A 1383-nucleotide genomic window follows, 5' to 3' on the forward strand; every position below is an offset into this window, starting at 1 on the left:
GGCTCTATAATAAATGTTGGGGTTTTCATACAATTTTGGTCAAAAAAAAGACACGCAACCCCGTCATTCTTTTATACTTGAATTGTCCAGAAACAAGCAAAAAGAATGGAGTTGCGTGTACTATGAATTCTACCATGAATATCCCAGAATTAAAAGGCTGTCAGGTGATAAAAATGGAGGAGCGTAAAGGTGAAATCTTCCTCTATGTGGAAATGGAGCGAAAGCCTCACCCTTGTCCTGACTGTGGTCAACTCACCAACAAAGTTCATGATTATCGATGGCAAAAAGTTCAACATTTAAAATGGTTTGAACGGATGACGTATATTTGGTATAAACGTCGTCGATATGCCTGTGCTTGCGGAAAACGCTTTTCCGGAAAGAATACGTTTGTCAAACGATATCAACGAACATCGATTGAATGGAATCAGGCCGTGTCCGTATGCGCTATTAAGGGAAAGACATTTAAGGAAGTAGGGGATGTTTACGGAACCTCATCCACGACCATTATGAGGCGATTTGATCAAATCGCTCAAACGGAAGTCAAGCAAGTAGAGTCACTACCCCGAGTGATTGCGATTGATGAATATAAAGGAGATACAAGAGAAGGAAAGTATCAACTCATCATCGCCGATGGGATCACTAAGCAACCCCTAGACATCCTACCGAACCGAAATAAAAAGACGATAAAAGACTACCTTCAAAGGTATGGTCACCACGTTCAAGTGGTGATTATGGATATGAGTCCTTCTTTTAAGGCAGCCGTTCGTTCGGCCCTAGGGAACCCAGTGATTGTGGCGGATCGTTTTCATTTTTGTCGTTATATTTATTGGGGGATTGATCGAGTTCGCAGGCGTATTCAGCAGCAGTTTCACGACTATGACCGTAAAAAGTGCAAAAGAAAAAGGTACATTTTTTATAAACCTCAAAACACTTTAACTGAAGACGAACAGTGGCATTTAGAACGCTATTTGAATATGTCGGAAGAGCTAAAAAAAGCCTATGAACTAAAAGAACGTTATCAAGTATGGTTTAACCGAGCGAAAGAAATCGGTCAAGAAAAGATTAAAGAGGTAAAAAAAGAGCTGGAAGCATTTTATCAAGTAGTAGAGGCATCAGGAATTCCAGAGATGAAACAAGCGATAGAAACGTTTCGAAATTGGCAAGTAGAAATCCTGAATAGCTTTGTGTATGGTCATTCCAATGGCTTTTTGGAAGGAATTAATAATACCACAAAAGTCATCAAGCGAAACGGCTATGGATATAAAAACTTCAAGAGATTTCGAGCAAGAATCTTATTGAGACATCAGTATAAAGGAATGGGTCTACATATAGGATAGGGGTGGCCTGATTTCTTTACCACCCCAACATTTGACGGAGAACCAA

At 39.9% G+C, this 1383-nt stretch carries 1 protein-coding gene; it reads left to right on the forward strand.

From position 1 onward, the window contains the following. The first annotated feature begins 122 nt into the window (after positions 1 to 122). Positions 123 to 1337, forward strand: a complete 1215-nt coding sequence (locus AC3ASS_RS14290) for an ISL3 family transposase (protein ID WP_488284160.1) — start codon at positions 123 to 125, stop codon at positions 1335 to 1337. Positions 1338 to 1383 lie beyond the last annotated feature (46 nt).

This window comes from Bacillus sp. JST-5 (genome assembly GCF_057747715.1).

Coding starts and splice junctions, on each gene's coding strand:
- AC3ASS_RS14290 (WP_488284160.1), top strand. CDS start 123: ATGAATTCTACCATGAATATCCCAGAATTAAAAGGCTGTCAGGTGATA.